This window comes from Aestuariibius insulae (assembly GCF_040783535.2).
Taxonomy (GTDB): Bacteria; Pseudomonadota; Alphaproteobacteria; order Rhodobacterales; family Rhodobacteraceae; genus Aestuariibius; species Aestuariibius insulae.
The window spans coordinates 395,358-410,448 of sequence record NZ_JBFONW020000003.1 but is presented as its reverse complement, the minus strand read 5'-3'; the positions used below and the strand labels follow the sequence as shown (position 1 = coordinate 410,448).

Here is a 15,091-nt window from a genome sequence, read left to right as displayed (position 1 = left end):
GTGACAGCGAAGAGCCAAGCCACTATGTCAGTCACGTGACAGCCCTCGGACAAGGATCGCCCGTGCCACGGCCCCTGCCCTCCCACCCGTTCGACGATGACAAACTGCGCGAGGAATGCGGCGTCTTCGGCGTGATCGGCGTTGCCGACGCCGCCAACTTCGTCGCGCTCGGCCTGCACGCCCTGCAACATCGCGGCCAGGAGGCCGGCGGCATCGTCTCCCATGACGCCCAAGCCGGTTTCCAATCCGCCCGCCGCTTCGGTTATGTGCGCGACACGTTCACCTCCGCCTCGCTGATGGAGACATTGCCGGGCCCGCTTGCCATCGGCCACGTCCGCTACTCGACCGCTGGATCGAAGGGCCAGACCGCCATCCGCGACGTGCAGCCCTTCTTCGGCGAGTTTGCCATGGGCGGCGCGGCTATCGCCCATAACGGCAACATCACCAATGCCGACGCCTTGCGCCGCGAGCTGATCGAACGCGGCTCCATCTTTCAAAGCTCGTCCGACAGCGAATGCATCATCCACCTGATGGCCCGCTCACTTCAGCGCACGATCCCCGAACGGATGGAGGATGCCCTGCGCCGCGTCGAAGGCGCCTTCTCCATCGTCGCGATGACCCGGACCAAGCTGATCGGTGTGCGCGACCCCCTCGGCGTGCGCCCTCTTGTGCTTGGCCAGCTTGGCGACGGCCATGTGCTGGCCTCCGAAACCTGCGCTCTCGATATCATCGGCGCGGGGTTCATTCGCGAGATCGAACCGGGCGAAATGGTCGTCATCAACGCAGACGGCATCGAAAGCCACCGCCCGTTCCGCCCCAAGCGCCCGCGCTTTTGCATCTTCGAACATGTTTATTTCAGCCGCCCCGATTCGATCCTCGGGGGCCGGTCCGTCTACGAGACGCGAGAGGCAATCGGCCGCGAGCTTGCCAAAGAGGCCCCGGTCGAGGCCGAGCTCGTTTGCCCCGTCCCCGACAGCGGCACGCCCGCTGCGATCGGCTACAGCCTGCAAAGCGGCATTCCCTACGCGATGGGCATCATCCGCAACCAGTATATGGGCCGCACCTTCATCGAACCGACCGAGCAGATCCGAAATATGGGCGTGCGTCTCAAGCTCAATGTCAATCGCGCCCTCATTCGCGGCAAGCGGGTGATCCTGGTCGATGACAGCGTGGTGCGCGGGACGACCAGCCAGAAGATCAAGGAGATGATCCTCGATGCCGGTGCCGCCGAGGTGCATTTCCGCATCGCCAGCCCGCCCACCGCCTGGCCCTGCTTTTATGGCGTCGACACCCCCAACCGCGACAAGCTCCTGGCCGCCACGATGAGCGAGGAGGAGATGCGCGCCCACCTTGGCGTCGATAGCCTGCGGTTCATCTCCCTCGACGGCCTTTACCGCGCCGTCGGAGAGGCCACCGGCCGCAATGCCGATCATCCCCAATATTGCGACGCCTGCTTTTCGGGTGAATACCCGGTGGAGCCCGCCGACATGATTGAAAAAGGCTTCCGCCTCAAAGCGGCGGAGTGATCGCATGCCAAATGCGTTCAACCTCAAAAGAGATGGGTTTCCGGATCTTCCAGCGATGATGCTCGCTACAATAAACGCATTGAAGAAGATCGGCGGATCAGCCCATTTGAGTGAGCTCGATGATGAGGTGATCGAGGCTGCGGATCTGACCGAAGAAGAACAATCCTACATGATGAAGGACGGTCAGCAGCCAAGGGTGAATTACTATCTCGCCTGGTCCCGGACCTATCTGAAACGGGGAAAGGCGATTGATAATTCAAGGCGCGCCGTTTGGGCGCTCACTGAATTGGGGGAGCGTCTGACGTCTAAGGCCGAATGCGAAGCCATATTCCGTCAGGTGCAAGCTGAAGAGGCGGAAAAGGCCAAGCTCAAATCGCTGGAGGCGAGGCAAGCAGAGGCAGCGCAGACCTCCGCCAGTCGCGACGATCTCGAAACAGAAACCGAAGCCTCAACCTCTAACCCTTGGACGGCTGAGCTTCTCGCGACCGTCGGTAAGATGGATCCGGGGGCGTTTGAGCGTCTGTCGCAACGTCTGTTGCGCGAAGCAGGATTTACGAAGGTCGAAGTCCGAGGAAAAACCGGCGACGGCGGGATTGACGGCGTCGGCGTCCTGAGCGTCAATCTCGTCTCGTTTCAAGTCTATTTCCAATGCAAGCGATGGAAGGGCAGTGTTGGATCGCGAGAAATCCGCGATTTTCGCGGCGCCTTGCAGGGCCGTGCGGATAAGGGCCTTTTCATAACGACCGGCACGTTCACCGCTCAAGCTTCAGAAGAAGCAACCCGCGATGGCGCAATTGCCATCGATCTTATAAACGGCGCGCGGTTATGCGATCTGCTCAAGCAATTCGATTTGGGCGTCTCAACAGAGATGATAGAACACGTGACAATCGACAAGGCCTTCTTCAAGGATATCTGAGGCGAGATCAGATCCACTTATCTGACCTGCCTCCTAATCCCGCCTCGCATTTCATCCCACGTCCTCTGGCGCCGAAGCATACGCAAAACTGACGTCAGGGCACGGGACTCGCCCCAAGCACGTCTCCCATGCGATCCCCATCCGTACGAATGGATCCCGGACCTCTCGCCCCACTCGCGGCGGAGGTCCGGCCCTCTTCGGGACCCAATACGTATGAGCTCGCCCAACTCCCCCGCCCGTCTGGGCGATCTTGCGACATCGCGCACCCGCATCTCGCGGCGCGATATGACACTTCCGGGCATATCGGACAATGCCGCGAACCGCCGCGCCCTCATCCGGCTCCCCAACGGTCGCACCGTCTCCATCCGGACCGGCGACCGCCTCGGCACGGACGGCGTCGCGGCGATCGAAGACGGCCGGATCATCCTGCAAAGGAAGAGCAGCGCCGTCGCGCTGACCTTCCCTCCGCGTTGAGAGAGAGGCGGTCTTGACCCGGCAGGCGATAGCGGTCAATTCCCGGCCCATGACAGACCGAACCGCCCTCATCACCGGCGCCTCGCGCGGCCTTGGCGCCGCTCTGGCAGAGCAGCTGGCCGCCACTCACCACATCATTGCCGTCGGCCGGACGACCGGCGCGCTCGAGGATCTGGACGACCGCATCCAGGCCAGGGGCGGCCAGGCCACACTCGCGCCGATGGACATCACCGAAGCAGCCGCCATGCAGCAGCTTTGCCGCTCGATCCACGACCGCTGGGGACGCCTCGATCTGTGGTGTCATACGGCGATCCATGCAGCCCCGCTTTCTCCGGCACCCCATAGTGCCGAAAAGGATCTGACCCGCAGTCTCGAGATCAACGTCACGGCGACCTCGCGGCTGATCTCCTATGTGGCCCCGCTTCTGGGCACCGAAGGCCGCGCGGTCTTCTTCGCTGACGATCGCGCAGGGGAAAAGTTCTTCTCGGCCTACGGCGCATCCAAAGCCGCGCAAACAGCGCTCGCGGCAAGCTGGCAGGCAGAGACGGCCCGCACCGGCCCTCGCATCGATATCGCGACCCTGCCGCCGATGCCCACGGCCACCCGCGCCCGCTTTTTCCCCGGAGAGGACAGGTCGACCCTCACATCTTGCGACGAGGCCGCGCACACGCTTCTCCAAAGCCTCTCGCTGACAAATTAACCCTGGGCGCCCGTTAACCTTAACGGCACGCCCGGACCGGCAGACTGACGCGATCCTCTTCATCTGGCCAAAAATACTCAAAAGCGCCCCATTCGCCTGAGTCGCAATCCGGTTGCAGCAAAGGTCAAACCATTGCCCGCCACCGCTTGCCGCCCGCGAACGGCCACGCTAGCAAGGCAAAAGCCAATCCGGGGACCTTCCATGCGCATTTTGCTGACCAACGATGACGGCATAAACGCCCCCGGCCTGAAAACGCTCGAAGCCATCGCCCAGGATCTCGCGGGCCCGGACGGCGAGGTCTGGATCGTCGCCCCCGCCTTTGAGCAATCGGGCGTGGCGCACAAGATCAGCTACACCCACCCCTTCCTGATGAGCCAGATGGGCGAGCGCCGCTTCGCCGCCGAAGGCTCTCCGGCCGACTGTGTGTTGGCCGGTCTTTATCAGGTGCTGGACGGCAAGCGCCCCAATCTTGTGCTTTCCGGCGTCAATCGCGGCAACAATTCAGGCGAGAACACCCTTTATTCCGGCACGCTCGGCGGCGCCATGGAGGGCGCGCTTCAGGGCCTGCCCGCGATCGCGCTCTCGCAATTCTACGGACCCGCGAACCGCGATCTGGACGACCCTTTCGAGGCCGCCGCGACCCACGGGGCCGATACCGTGCGCAAGATCCTTGCCGCTGGCCTTAACGATGACGCGGATTACCGGCTTTTCTGGAACGTCAACTTCCCGCCCGTTCCGGCAGCCAAGGTTAAGGGCCTGCGCTCTGCGGCACAGGGCTTTCGCAAGGGCACCTCCTTCGGGGTCGAGCCCCATGCCTCGCCGTCGGGCCGGACCTTTCTCTGGATCCGGGGGGGGCAGCAAGATCTCCCCTCCGCGCCGGACACGGATGTCTCGGTCAATCTGGACGGCTATATCTCGGCCACCCCGATGCGCGCCGATCTGACCTGCCACGCGACGCTCGAACGCGCCGCAACGGCGCTGGGATAGGCGCCGTGAGCGACGCGAACGCCACACGCAAGATGCAGTTCCTGTTTACGCTGCGCCAGCGCGGCGTCACCAATGCCCGCGTTCTGACAGCGATGGAGACCATCGACCGCGCGCCCTTCGTCCGGGGCACATTCTCCGAACGCAGCTATGACGACACGCCGCTCCCCATCGCCTGCGGTCAGACGATCAGCCAGCCTTCGGTCGTGGGCCTGATGAGCCAGGCGCTCGAGATCGAGCCGCGTCACAAGGTGCTCGAGGTCGGTACCGGCTCGGGCTATCAGGCCGCAATCCTCAGCCAGCTTTGCCGCCGGGTCTATACAGTCGACCGCCATGCGAGCCTCGTGCGCGAGGCTCGCGCAATCTTCGAGGCGATGGATCTGACCAATATCACGGCGATCACGGCCGATGGCAGCTTCGGTCTGCCCGATCAGGCGCCGTTCGACCGTATCCTTGTAACCGCAGCCGCCGAAGACCCTCCAGGTCCGCTCTTGGCGCAATTGGCGGTTGGGGGTATCATGGTGTTGCCGGTGGGTCAGTCCGACATGGTCCAAAGCCTTATTCGCGTGCGCCGCACCGACGCGGGCTTCGACTACGAAGAGCTGCTGCCCGTCCGGTTCGTTCCCCTCCTGGAAGGGTTGGGGCAAGACTAGAGCGGTACATGACGGAGCCCGGCCAACCGGGCCCGAGCAGAAAATCGAGGCGAAGAACGATGACGGCATCCCCTATCCGGCCCCGCAGGACATGGCTTTTGGCAGGCGCGGCCTGCCTTGCGCTCAGCGCTTGCGACGAGCCGCTCGATCTGGATCTGCGCAGCCTCGGCAACGGGTTCGACACGACCGGATCGGTCCAGACCCTTGCCGAACGGCCAGAGCCGGACAATCGCGGCATCATTTCCTGGCCCAACTATCAGGTCGCGGTCGCCCGGCGAGGCGACACGATCTCGGATATTGCGGCGCGGCTTAGCCTCGATCCCCGCACCGTGGCGACCTTCAACGGCCTGGCCGCCGATGACCGCCTGCGCGCAGGGCAGCTCGTCGCGCTGCCGATCCGCGTGGCAGAGCCCTCACCCGCGACCGGCGCCGTTGGCACCGGACCGATCCAGCCGCCGTCCCAGGTGAACGTGACACCGCTCGACAGCGCCCCTGCGGCCACCCCCGCCCCCCAAACCGGACAGGAACCGATCCGCCACCGCGTCACCGCAGGCGAGACAGCCTTCTCGATCGCCCGTCTTTACGATGTGCCGGTGCAGGCGCTCGGCGAATGGAACGGGCTCAACTCCGATTTCACGATCCGGGAAAGCCAGATCCTTCTGATCCCCGTCGCCGACAGCGCGCGGCCCACCCCGGCGGTCGAAAGCCCGGGCGCGGGGTCGGCAACGCCCACGCCGCCCAGCTCGACCCGGCCGCTGCCGACCGAAGATCCGGCGGTCACGGCCCCGATCGCCACGCCCGCGGCGACCCCGCCCTCACCAACCCTGGAGACGGAGCGCACGGCTCCGCCCGCCGAAGGCCGTTTCCTCCGCCCGGTCAGCGGAGACATCATCCGCGCCTATGCCAAAGGCCGCAACGAAGGCATAGATATCGGAGCACCCGCCGGAACTGCGGTCAGGGCCGCCGATGCGGGCACGGTCGCCGCTGTCACCGAGGATACGAACGGCGTGAAGATCCTTGTGATCCGGCACGCGGCCGATCTGCTTACGGTCTACACCAATATCGATAGCCTGAGCGTCGCGCGCGGCGACAATGTCACCCGCGGCCAGAATGTCGCCAAGGTGCGGGCAAGCTCGCCGTCCTTCCTGCATTTCGAAGTCCGGCGCGGGCTTGAAAGCGTCGATCCAGAGGAATTCCTGCGCTAGAGATCGGGCGTGGACGGGGGCTCTGCCCCCGCTCCTGTCGGAGCTCCCCCGGGATATTTATCAAGGCAAAGACAGGCGGATCTAGACCCGAACGCCCCGCCGGGCCGCAAGATCCGTGAAGAACTGCCAGGCCACGCGGCCCGACCGACTGCCGCGCGTCGCTTGCCATTCGATCGCCTCGGCGCGCAGGTCGTCATCGGCAATCTCGATCCCATAGGCATCGCAATAGCCGCGGATCATCTGCAGATAGGCATCCTGATCGCAGGAATGAAAGCCTAGCCACAGCCCGAACCGGTCCGAGAGGGAAACCTTCTCCTCGACCGCTTCGGACGGATTGATGGCCGATCCACGCTCGTTCTCGATCATATCGCGCGGCATCAGATGACGCCGGTTTGACGTCGCATAAAGGATCACATTCTCGGGCCGCCCCTCAATCCCGCCATCGAGCACCGCCTTGAGCGATTTGTAATGCGCATCGTCCTGCGAGAAGCTCAAATCGTCGCAATACATGACGAAGCGTTCCGCCCGCCCGCGCAGCAGCGCCAGACAGCGCCCAATGCTCGGCAGATCCTCCCGGTGCACCTCGACCAGCTTGAGCCCCGTTTCGGACAGCGCCCCGTGCACCGCCTTGACCAGAGACGACTTCCCCATCCCCCGCGCCCCCCAAAGCAGCGCGTTGTTCGCAGGAAGGCCCTCTGCGAAGCGTTCTGTATTGCCCAAAAGCGTATCGCGCGCCCGGTCGATCCCCACAAGTAGCGCCAGATCGATCCGGTTGACCTGCGCCACCGGCTCCAGCCGGTCCGGCGCGGTCTGCCAGACAAAGGCCTCGGCGCTCTCGAAGTCAGGCGCCTCGGCGGCAGGGGGGCTCATCCGGTCCAGCGCATCCGCAATCCGCTCCAACGGATCGCTCACGTCTGCTCGTCCTCCAGCTCGTCCTCCCAGAGGCCGTCTTCCTTGAGGCGCTTTTCGCGATCATACTCGACCCAGCGCACCAGCTGGATCGACACCTCGTAAAGCCCGTAAACCACGACAAAAAGGATCAGCTGCGTGACCACATCAGGCGGCGTCACCAGCGCGGCCATCACCAGGATACCAACGACCGCATATTTCCGAACGCCCCGAAGCCCCTCGGCCGAGACCAGCCCCGCCTTGCCCATCAGCGTGAGCAGCACGGGAAGCTGAAAGCACAGGCCAAAGGCGAAGATGAACTTGAGCGTCAGGTCCAGCGACTCGCGAACCGATCCCAGAAAGATCGTCCTCAGCTCCGGATTTTCGACTTCCGCGACGGTCGATTCTCCGGACAGAACCGCCGTCAAAGCCGGGATCGCATCCGAAAATCCGATAAAGAAATTCATCGCCAGCGGCGTCACCACGTAATGGGCAAATGCGGCGCCAAGCGTGAACAGAAGCGGCGAGGCGAAGATGAAGGGCAGAAAGGCGTTCTTCTCAGTCTTGTAGAGACCGGGTGCCACGAACCGCCACAGCTGATGGGCAATGACCGGGAAGGCGAGCGCGAAGCCCCCAATGAAGGAGATCCGGATCAGGACGAAGAATTTCTCCTGCGGCGCGGTAAAGATCAGACGCGCATCCTCGCCGCGGGCGCGCAGAACGTCCGCGATGGGATCGGACAGAAAGTTCAGGATCGGCTCGGCGACGATGAAGCAAAGGATCATCCCCACGATGAATGCCATGACCGACCGGATCAGCCGTGTTCTCAGCTCCGCCAGATGCTCGATCAGCGGGGCGGCACTGTCCTCGATCTCGTCTGCCGGGCTCATGATCCCTCTTTCACCTTCGGCATCTCCTCGGCCTGCACCGGGGTCGGCTCAAGCTCGGGCACGGTCATGTCGCCTGCCTCGGCGCCCTCCGGAAGCGGTGCATTGGGCGCCTCGGCGCCCTCGGCCAGCGTCTCTTCCTTGGCTTTGCGCCGGGCTGTCGCCTCCTCGGCCTGCGCCTTGACCTTGGCAACCTTCACCTGACGCTCCTCGCTCAAGGCGCTTGTCGCGGGCCCCAGATCCGAGGCGGCCTCCTTCACCTTGTCCATCCCGAATTTCGCCGGATTGGCCGCGGCCTTGAAGGTCTCCGTCACGTCCTTGACCCCGGCCTCATCGGCGGCGGCCTCCATCGCGCTCGAAAATTCCCGCGCCATCCGCCGGGCCTTGCCGACGAACTGACCGACCGTGCGGAACATGCCCGGCAGGTCCTTGGGCCCCACCACAATCAGGGCCACCACTCCGATCAGGAGCAGCTCCGTTCCGCCAATATCGAACAAGACGTCAGGCGTTCCGCTTGTCGACGTCCGCCGTCTCTTCGGCCGGCGTCACGTCGCGCGCGGCGGCGGCAGAGCTGTCGTCAATCTCTTTCTTGCCGTCATCCACGCCGCGCTTGAACGCGGTGATCCCCTTGCCGACCTCGCCCATGAGCGAGCTGATCTTGCCGCGCCCAAAGAGCACGAGCACGACGACTGCGATAAGCAAAAGGCCCGGAAGACCGATATTATTGAGCATGTTCCATCTCCTCTCCGGCCGCCAGCGCAGCCGTTTGTCCCGAGTGGCGTAGATACGCGCTCCCAGCCCTCGAGAAAAGGGACAAAGCCGCACGGAACGGCGCATTTGCGATCAAAACCCCGGCAAACCGTGCGGGGCCTGCTCGCGGATCCTAAGAATTAGCAGACCGCTCCGTGCTCGCATCGTCCGATTCGCTACCCTTGCGCGGAAAGACGAAACACCGGTCGCGCCGGATCATCAGCCAAAGCGGCGTGCCCGCCTCGGGCAAAAAGACCGAGGGAACCGACGCGACCAGCTTGGAGCCGTCGAATTCCATCCGGAAGTCGACCAGGCTCTCGCCGCCCATGAACCGCGCCCGTTGCACGATCCCGCGCGCGGCTGTCCCTTCAGCAGGCGTCGGAAGGGGCCCGCGTCCCTTGCGGTCGAAATCGATCTTCAGATGCTGAGGGCGGATCACGATATCCACCATCGTCCCGTCCGGAACCCCCGGGGCAAGGAACTGTCCAAAGGCGGTCTCGGTCAACGCGCCCTGAACACGACCCTCTATCACATTGATATCGCTAAAGAACGCCGCTGCATCACGATCGACAGGCGCGTTGTAGATGTTATAGGGCACGCCGCGCTGCACGATCCGACCGCCGCGCATGAGCGCGATCTCGTCGGCCATCCGCATCGCCTCGTCCGGCTCGTGCGTCACCAGCAGAACAGCGGTGCCCTCCTCCTTAAGCAGATCGAGCGTTTGATCCCGGATCTCGTCGCGGAGCCGATTGTCGAGCCCGGAAAACGGCTCGTCCATCAGCATGACACGGGGTTTTGGCGCCAGGGCACGGGCCAAGGCGACCCGTTGCTGCTCGCCGCCGGAAAGCTCGTGGGGATAGGCGTCGATATGCCGGCCCATCTCTACCCGGTCCAGCAAATCGCGCACCCGCGACCGCCGTGCGCTGCGCGCTCCATTCAGCCCGAAGGCGACATTGCCCGCGACATCCAGATGCGGAAACAGCGCGAAATCCTGAAACATCAACCCCACCGACCGGTCTTCGGGTGGCAAGGATCCCACCGGATCGCAGATCACCTCCCCGTCAAGCCGGATCGTACCGCCATCGGGACGATCGACACCGGCGATCATCCGCAATGTTGTGGACTTGCCGCATCCAGAAGGGCCCAGAAGGCAGGTCAACTGACCGGCTGAAATCGACAGTGACACGTCATCGACGACGCGCTCTCCGTCGAACGACCGCCAAAGACCGTCCACCTCAACCCGTGGCACCTCGCCCAATTTCCGAACTCCATTCCCGACCGAAACCGTCAGATAGCGGCCCGGACGGATACAGACAAGTCACCCTTCATCTGGCCTGAAATACTCCAGGGGATTTTCAAGTGGACAGCGTCCCCTTGAAGGCCCGCGTGGCCTGAACGCAAATGGACCGAATGCGCCCGGAACGGGCGCTCCTTTAGATCGTGGCGTTCGTCGCCCCGCCATCGGCGAGGATATTCTGACCAACGATGAACCCGGCATGAACCGAACAAAGAAACGCGCAGGCCGCCCCAAACTCCGCCGCCGTCCCGTAGCGCCGCGCGGGGATGCTGGCCGCCCGTTGCGCGCGGGCCTCCTCCATCGTGATGCCCTGCGTCTCGGTCACGCCGCGATCAAGCGCATCGGCCCGGTCGGTCGCGTGAATTCCCGGCAGCAAGTTGTTGATCGTCACGCCTTTCTCGGCCACCTGCCGGGCCGTTCCGGCAACATAGCCCGTCAGACCGGTCCGCGCGGCATTCGACAGGCCAAGCTGCGGGATCGGCGCCTTGACCGATTGCGAGGTGATATTGACCACGCGCCCCCAGCCCCGCTCCATCATGTCGGGCAGAAGTGCTGTCATCAGGGCAATCGGTGTGAGCATATTGGCATCGAGCGCCGCGATGAACGCGTCTCGATCCCAGTCATGCCACATCCCAGGCGGCGGCCCGCCCGCATTGGTCACGAGAATATCGACGGCCCCCGCAGCCTCCAGAACCTCAGTGCGCCCGGCCTCGCTGGTGATGTCGGCGGCAATCGCCGTGACCTCGACGCCTCGTCCTCTCAGCGCCTCCGCGGCCTCATCCAGCGGGCCGGAAGATCTGGCATTGATCACCAGATGCACACCTGCCTCGGCCAAAGCCTCCGCACATCCGCGCCCCAGCCCCTTCGACGAGGCGCAAACCAGCGCCCGCTTTCCCGATATTCCCAGATCCATGCTGTCCTCCCGGTCAGGTTTTACGCGTCCCTATCGGATCGGCTCCAGGTCAACAATCGGCGGCTACATCGAATAGAAGAACTCTTCCCGGACGATCTTGCCGCCTTCGACGTGGTAGACAGCCACCTCGTCGATATCCATGATCTCGCCGTTCTCCTTGTTCTTCGCCTTGCCGCCGAACTTCACCGCGAACCGGTCTTCGCCGTGCGGATAGGGTCCTTCGATCGTGCTATCGAGCATCTCCATTGTGCTCTCCCACCACTGATGCTTGCCCTTGATCCGGTCGAGCCCTTTCGTCTCGCGCCCCTGCCCGCCCATATCCATGGCTTCGACCGAGACAGCATCATTTGAATAGAGCTTGTCGAGGTTTTCGGTCTCCCGCCCCTCACGGCATCCGGCAACCAACTCGTTCGCGATTTCTTTGAGGTCCATCATCCATCTCCCTGATATTCGATACGTCAGCCTGCCACATCCGGCCAAGATTCTCCACGACGGCGGATAAATCAATATACCCTCTACACGTGGTATTGTTTCCGAACTGACGCATAGCTTCGAGCCTGATGCGCAAGTCACACCTCTTATGCAAAATTCACCGACCGGATACCGACGCAATACCGACCGGATACCGAAGCCCCAGATTGCCCTTTTCGCAGGTGCCGCCTATATCGCCCGGATGCTCGACAATCGCCCCGACCTGCCCCCCGAGATCGCGCGCCGCCGCACTTTCGCGATCATCTCGCATCCCGATGCGGGCAAGACCACGCTGACCGAGAAATTCCTGCTCTATGGCGGGGCCATTCAAATGGCCGGTCAGGTGCGCGCCAAAGGTGATGCGCGCCGGACCCGGTCTGACTATATGGCGATGGAAAAGGACCGGGGCATTTCTGTCTCGGCCTCTGCGATGTCTTTTGATTTCAAGGAGTTCCGCTTCAATCTTGTGGACACACCGGGTCACTCCGACTTCTCCGAAGACACTTACCGAACGCTGACCGCCGTCGATGCCGCCGTGATGGTGATCGATGGCGCCAAGGGTGTGGAAAGCCAGACTCGCAAGCTTTTCGAGGTCTGCCGCCTGCGCGACCTGCCCATCTTGACCTTCTGCAACAAGATGGACCGCGAAAGCCGCGATACGTTTGAGATCATTGACGAAATTCAGGAAAACCTCGCCATCGACGTGACCCCCGCCTCCTGGCCAATCGGCAAGGGCCGCGAGTTCATCGGCTGCTACGATATCCTGCGTGACCGGCTCGACCTTATGGACCGTGCAGACCGCAACAAGATCGCCGAAACCGTCGAAATAGAAGGGCTTGACGATCCCAAACTTGCAGAACACGTCCCTGCGGAACTGCTCGAAACCTTCCTGGAAGAGATCGAAATGGCCCGGGAACTTCTTCCTCAGCTGGATCCCAAGGCGCTGCTCGAAGGGACGATGACGCCGATCTGGTTTGGCTCCGCGATCAACTCCTTCGGCGTTCAGGAACTGATGGAAGGGATCGGCACCTACGGCCCCGAACCGCAGCCGCAATCGGCAGAGCCGCGCCAGATTTCTCCTGAAGAAACAAAGGTTTCCGGCTTTGTCTTCAAAGTTCAGGCCAATATGGATCCAAAACATCGGGACCGCGTCGCCTTCCTTCGCCTGGCCTCGGGGCACTTCCAGCGCGGCATGAAACTGACCCATGTTCGCGATAAAAAACCGATGGCGATCTCTAATCCGGTGCTCTTTCTCGCCTCCGACCGCGAACTGGCCGAAGAAGCCTGGGCGGGCGACATCATCGGCATTCCTAATCATGGCCAGCTGAGAATCGGCGATACGTTAACCGAAGGGGAACCTTTGCGTGTTACGGGTATCCCAAGCTTCGCGCCGGAACTGCTGCAGGGCGTCCGCGCAGGCGACCCGATGAAGGCGAAGCATCTGGAAAAGGCGCTCATGCAGTTTGCCGAAGAAGGCGCCGCCAAGGTCTTCAAGCCTGCCATCGGGTCCGGCTTTATCGTCGGCGTTGTCGGCCAGCTCCAGTTCGAGGTGCTCGCCTCGCGGATCGAACTGGAATACGGGCTGCCCGTCCGGTTCGAGCAATCGCAGTTCACCTCTGCCCGATGGGTCAGCGGGGACCGGCAAGCCGTTGACAAGTTTACGGAAAGCAACAAACAGCATATCGCACACGACAATGACGGTGACATCGTCTATCTCACTCGCCTGCAGTGGGATATCGACCGGGTTGAACGGGACTATCCCGATATCCGGCTGACAGCGACGAAGGAAATGATGGTCTGAACTGTCAGGGACCTGCGGCTTGCTGTAAAGGGCGGCAGCTTGACCTCACCACGCGAAGAGCCTACCTGCACTCCTACGATAAGACGACTCGGCAATCCGGCCAGTCGGGCCGCGTCAATCCTGCGGCCATCAGGGCTGCAGCATTGAAAGGCGTAAATGACCAAGTTCTCAGATCTGAAACTGGACCCCAAGGTCCTCAAAGCCGTCGAGTCGGCGGGCTATACCGAGCCGACTCCCATTCAGGAAGGCGCAATCCCCCCCGCCCTTGAAGGTCGCGATGTTCTCGGCATCGCCCAGACCGGCACCGGTAAGACGGCCAGCTTCACGCTGCCGATGATCACCCTCCTAAAACGAGGCCGCGCCCGTGCCCGTATGCCGCGCAGTCTTGTTCTGGCCCCGACCCGGGAACTCGCCGCTCAGGTGGCTGAGAATTTCGACACCTACGCCCAACATACCAAACTGACGAAAGCGCTCCTGATTGGCGGTGTCAGCTTTAAAGAGCAGGACGTTCTGATCGATCGCGGCGTGGACGTGCTGATCGCAACGCCGGGCCGCCTGCTCGATCATTTCGAGCGCGGCAAGCTGCTGCTCACGGGTGTGCAGATCATGGTCGTGGACGAAGCGGACCGGATGCTCGATATGGGCTTCATCCCCGATATCGAACGCATCTTCAGCCTTACGCCGTTCACGCGTCAGACGCTCTTTTTCTCCGCTACGATGGCGCCCGAGATCGAGCGGATCACCAACACCTTCCTGTCGAACCCGGCAAAGGTCGAAGTCGCGCGTGCGGCCACTGCCTCCGAGAATATCAAGCAAGGCGTCGTGATGTTCAAAGCCTCTCGGCGCGACCGGGAAGGCAGCGAAAAGCGCAAACTTCTCAGAAGCTTGATCGAAAGTGAAGCCGAGGCCTGCCGCAACGCGATCATCTTCTGTAACCGCAAAGTCGATGTCGATATCGTCGCCAAGTCGATGAAGAAATATGGCCTCGACGCTGCTCCGATCCACGGCGATCTCGAGCAATCCCAGCGGATGAAGACACTCGATGGCTTCCGCGATGGAACGCTGCGGTTCCTCGTCGCTTCGGATGTGGCGGCGCGCGGGCTCGATATTCCCGATGTCAGTCACGTGTTCAACTACGACGTGCCCTCGCATGCCGAAGACTATGTCCACCGGATTGGCCGGACGGGTCGAGCTGGCAAGAAGGGCACCGCGATGATGATCTGCGTGCCGAAGGACGAAAAGAACCTCGAGGATATCGAGCGCCTGATCAAGACCGAGATCCCGCGTCTTGCCAATCCGCAGGGCGCCATCCCGGCAGAGGCCGAAGCTCCCGTAGATGCGGCGGAGGAAAAGCCCAAGCGCACCCGCACCCGGTCGCGCAAGAAGCCGGTCGAAGATGCACCATCACCGGCCTCTGCACCGCTCGAAGCCGCTCCGGCGCCAGTAGAAGAAGACCGGCCCGAGCCTCGCCCAAGCCGTTCGCGCGGCGGACGCAACCGAGGCCGTAGATCCGAGGATCGCAAGGAGGACGCGGTTGTCGGAATGGGCGACGACTTGCCCTCCTTCATCGCAAAAAGCTTTGAAGAACGGATGGCGACCGCCGACTGACGTCAAAGTGACTTCATC

General features: G+C 62.8%; 16 protein-coding genes. 9 read left to right on the top strand and 7 right to left on the bottom strand.

Annotated elements, in window-relative coordinates:
• Positions 1-62: 62 nt before the first annotated feature.
• The 7 genes from purF to AAD018_RS11065 all read left to right on the top strand — a co-directional run bounded on the left by purF (position 63) and on the right by AAD018_RS11065 (position 6,458).
• Positions 63-1,526, top strand: coding sequence for an amidophosphoribosyltransferase (gene purF, locus AAD018_RS11095; RefSeq protein ID WP_367316130.1), 1,464 nt, complete (start codon positions 63-65; stop codon positions 1,524-1,526).
• 4 nt (positions 1,527-1,530) lie between these two features.
• On the top strand, positions 1,531-2,442 hold the full coding sequence (locus AAD018_RS11090) for a restriction endonuclease (protein WP_367316129.1): 912 nt from the start codon (positions 1,531-1,533) through the stop codon (positions 2,440-2,442).
• A gap of 213 nt (positions 2,443-2,655) precedes the next feature.
• The gene (locus tag AAD018_RS11085; protein WP_367316128.1) at positions 2,656-2,916 is read left to right on the top strand and encodes a hypothetical protein; all 261 of its coding nucleotides are present in this window, start codon (positions 2,656-2,658) and stop codon (positions 2,914-2,916) included.
• A gap of 49 nt (positions 2,917-2,965) precedes the next feature.
• A complete protein-coding gene (locus AAD018_RS11080; protein ID WP_367316222.1) occupies positions 2,966-3,616 on the top strand; it encodes an SDR family NAD(P)-dependent oxidoreductase in 651 nt (216 codons plus the stop codon).
• A 201-nt stretch (positions 3,617-3,817) separates the two neighbouring features.
• On the top strand, positions 3,818-4,603 hold the full coding sequence (gene surE, locus AAD018_RS11075; protein WP_367316127.1) for a 5'/3'-nucleotidase SurE: 786 nt from the start codon (positions 3,818-3,820) through the stop codon (positions 4,601-4,603).
• Between the two features lie 32 nt (positions 4,604-4,635).
• On the top strand, positions 4,636-5,253 hold the full coding sequence (locus AAD018_RS11070) for a protein-L-isoaspartate(D-aspartate) O-methyltransferase (protein WP_367316221.1): 618 nt from the start codon (positions 4,636-4,638) through the stop codon (positions 5,251-5,253).
• Between the two features lie 59 nt (positions 5,254-5,312).
• Positions 5,313-6,458 (top strand): peptidoglycan DD-metalloendopeptidase family protein, encoded by a 1,146-nt coding sequence (locus tag AAD018_RS11065; protein WP_367316125.1) that lies wholly within the window; start codon positions 5,313-5,315, stop codon positions 6,456-6,458.
• Positions 6,459-6,539: 81 nt separating this feature from the next.
• Here AAD018_RS11065 and AAD018_RS11060 read toward each other — a convergent pair whose 3' ends face one another.
• The 7 genes from AAD018_RS11060 to AAD018_RS11030 all read right to left on the bottom strand — a co-directional run bounded on the left by AAD018_RS11060 (position 6,540) and on the right by AAD018_RS11030 (position 11,625).
• On the bottom strand, positions 6,540-7,370 hold the full coding sequence (locus tag AAD018_RS11060) for an ATP-binding protein (RefSeq protein WP_367316123.1): 831 nt from the start codon (positions 7,368-7,370) through the stop codon (positions 6,540-6,542).
• A complete protein-coding gene (gene tatC, locus AAD018_RS11055) occupies positions 7,367-8,236 on the bottom strand; it encodes a twin-arginine translocase subunit TatC (RefSeq protein ID WP_367316122.1) in 870 nt (289 codons plus the stop codon). The genes AAD018_RS11060 and tatC overlap by 4 nt, the downstream gene beginning before the upstream one ends.
• On the bottom strand, positions 8,233-8,730 hold the full coding sequence (gene tatB, locus AAD018_RS11050) for a Sec-independent protein translocase protein TatB (protein ID WP_367316121.1): 498 nt from the start codon (positions 8,728-8,730) through the stop codon (positions 8,233-8,235). The genes tatC and tatB overlap by 4 nt, the downstream gene beginning before the upstream one ends.
• Positions 8,731-8,734: 4 nt before the next feature.
• The gene (locus tag AAD018_RS11045) at positions 8,735-8,965 is read right to left on the bottom strand and encodes a twin-arginine translocase TatA/TatE family subunit (protein WP_367316120.1); all 231 of its coding nucleotides are present in this window, start codon (positions 8,963-8,965) and stop codon (positions 8,735-8,737) included.
• Between the two features lie 151 nt (positions 8,966-9,116).
• The gene (locus AAD018_RS11040) at positions 9,117-10,241 is read right to left on the bottom strand and encodes an ABC transporter ATP-binding protein (protein ID WP_367316119.1); all 1,125 of its coding nucleotides are present in this window, start codon (positions 10,239-10,241) and stop codon (positions 9,117-9,119) included.
• A gap of 175 nt (positions 10,242-10,416) precedes the next feature.
• Positions 10,417-11,193, bottom strand: a complete 777-nt coding sequence (locus AAD018_RS11035; RefSeq protein ID WP_367316118.1) for an SDR family oxidoreductase — start codon at positions 11,191-11,193, stop codon at positions 10,417-10,419.
• Positions 11,194-11,256: 63 nt separating this feature from the next.
• Complete coding sequence (locus AAD018_RS11030; RefSeq protein ID WP_367316117.1) at positions 11,257-11,625, bottom strand: SnoaL-like domain-containing protein; 369 nt, start codon at positions 11,623-11,625, stop codon at positions 11,257-11,259.
• Between the two features lie 241 nt (positions 11,626-11,866).
• Here AAD018_RS11030 and AAD018_RS11025 point away from each other — a divergent pair, with 241 nt between their 5' ends.
• Positions 11,867-13,465: a peptide chain release factor 3 gene (locus AAD018_RS11025; RefSeq protein WP_367316220.1), complete on the top strand. Its 1,599-nt coding sequence runs from the start codon at positions 11,867-11,869 to the stop codon at positions 13,463-13,465.
• A gap of 156 nt (positions 13,466-13,621) precedes the next feature.
• Entirely contained in the window at positions 13,622-15,073 is a 1,452-nt protein-coding gene (locus tag AAD018_RS11020) for a DEAD/DEAH box helicase (RefSeq protein WP_367316116.1), read from the top strand.
• The last annotated feature ends 18 nt before the right edge of the window (positions 15,074-15,091 follow it).

Coding starts and splice junctions, on each gene's coding strand:
- AAD018_RS11090 (WP_367316129.1), top strand. CDS start 1,531: ATGCCAAATGCGTTCAACCTCAAAAGAGATGGGTTTCCGGATCTTCCA.
- AAD018_RS11085 (WP_367316128.1), top strand. CDS start 2,656: ATGAGCTCGCCCAACTCCCCCGCCCGTCTGGGCGATCTTGCGACATCG.
- AAD018_RS11080 (WP_367316222.1), top strand. CDS start 2,966: ATGACAGACCGAACCGCCCTCATCACCGGCGCCTCGCGCGGCCTTGGC.
- surE (WP_367316127.1), top strand. CDS start 3,818: ATGCGCATTTTGCTGACCAACGATGACGGCATAAACGCCCCCGGCCTG.
- AAD018_RS11070 (WP_367316221.1), top strand. CDS start 4,636: ATGCAGTTCCTGTTTACGCTGCGCCAGCGCGGCGTCACCAATGCCCGC.
- AAD018_RS11065 (WP_367316125.1), top strand. CDS start 5,313: ATGACGGCATCCCCTATCCGGCCCCGCAGGACATGGCTTTTGGCAGGC.
- tatC (WP_367316122.1), bottom strand. CDS start 8,236: ATGAGCCCGGCAGACGAGATCGAGGACAGTGCCGCCCCGCTGATCGAG.
- AAD018_RS11045 (WP_367316120.1), bottom strand. CDS start 8,965: ATGCTCAATAATATCGGTCTTCCGGGCCTTTTGCTTATCGCAGTCGTC.
- AAD018_RS11035 (WP_367316118.1), bottom strand. CDS start 11,193: ATGGATCTGGGAATATCGGGAAAGCGGGCGCTGGTTTGCGCCTCGTCG.
- AAD018_RS11030 (WP_367316117.1), bottom strand. CDS start 11,625: ATGGACCTCAAAGAAATCGCGAACGAGTTGGTTGCCGGATGCCGTGAG.
- AAD018_RS11025 (WP_367316220.1), top strand. CDS start 11,867: ATGCTCGACAATCGCCCCGACCTGCCCCCCGAGATCGCGCGCCGCCGC.
- AAD018_RS11020 (WP_367316116.1), top strand. CDS start 13,622: ATGACCAAGTTCTCAGATCTGAAACTGGACCCCAAGGTCCTCAAAGCC.